The sequence below is a fragment of the Novosphingobium lindaniclasticum LE124 genome, from assembly GCF_000445125.1.
GTDB classification, from domain to species: domain Bacteria; phylum Pseudomonadota; class Alphaproteobacteria; order Sphingomonadales; family Sphingomonadaceae; genus Novosphingobium; species Novosphingobium lindaniclasticum.
In genome coordinates this window covers 1-1,010 of record NZ_ATHL01000105.1, presented here as the reverse complement: position 1 = coordinate 1,010, position 1,010 = coordinate 1, and the positions used below count along the sequence as shown (strand labels likewise).

The 1,010-nt window shown below is 58.9% G+C and carries 1 protein-coding gene; it reads right to left on the bottom strand.

The window, feature by feature from the left end; genetic code table 11:
• On the bottom strand, window positions 1-1,005 hold a 1,005-nt coding region (locus L284_RS40620), incomplete at its 3' end, for a recombinase family protein (RefSeq protein ID WP_268745356.1).
• Between the last annotated feature and the right edge of the window lie 5 nt (window positions 1,006-1,010).

Here is a 1,010-nt window from a genome sequence, read left to right as displayed (position 1 = left end):
CCCGAACTCACCGTGCAGCGTGGCACTCATCTCGCCAGGTTTGGCGCCGGGAAACAGCGTGACGCGCTCGATCAGACCGCGAATGGCGCATGCCGCCTCATCTCGTTCAGAGGGATGATGGAGAGCCTCGGATAGGCGCTCAACTTTCTTGCGATAGAACTTCGCAATGTTCGGATGGATATCCGGGGCAATATAAGGCGCCTCGCTCAGCCGCGCCCGTATGGCATCTTCCTGCGCCTCCAGTGCCAACAGCTTGTCGACCAGACCCCGCGTGCCATCACCATCGGCTGCCATGTTCACAAGATGCTCGATGGCCTTCATCACCTTTTTGAGCTCCGCTTTGTCAGCAGCCGCTGCCGCGCGCTGTTGTTGGTTCAGGCGATTGGTCTCCTCGACATAGGCGTGGATGGCTTCAGCCACAATCTCAGGCGCCATCAACCGGTGGCGAAGGCCCTCAAGAACCCGCGCCTCAAGCGCTTCGCGCTTGACGGTGCGAGCGTTCGTGCACGAACGTCGGTTCAAGTGCGCCGAACACCCGAAACGATCCTGGCCGCGCAGTGAGACCGGGCCATTGCAACTGCCGCAGAACAGCAGGCCGGATAACAATGATTTTGGACGGCGCTTCATACGAAGTTCCTCCCCCACGTTTGCGCTGTCCATCGAGCGCGCGTAGTCAATGCGCAGAGAGGTTTGGCGTGCCTTCACGGCTTGCCACAAGTCGTCATCGAGAATTCGCAGCTCGGGTACTTCCGTTGCAATCCACTCGGATTCGGGATTGATGCGCGAGACACGACGACCCGTAAGAGGGTCCTTGAGATAACGTTGCCGATTCCAGATGAGCCGGCCGACATAAAGTTCGTTGTTAAGGATGCCGGTGCCGCGCTTGATGTGTCCCCGTACGGTAGTGTTGCCCCATAGCTTGCCATACGGGCCGGGTATGCCTTCCGCATTGAGCTGTTTGGCTATTGTCAAAGGGCTGATGCCATTCGCGTAGTCACGGAATATGCGGC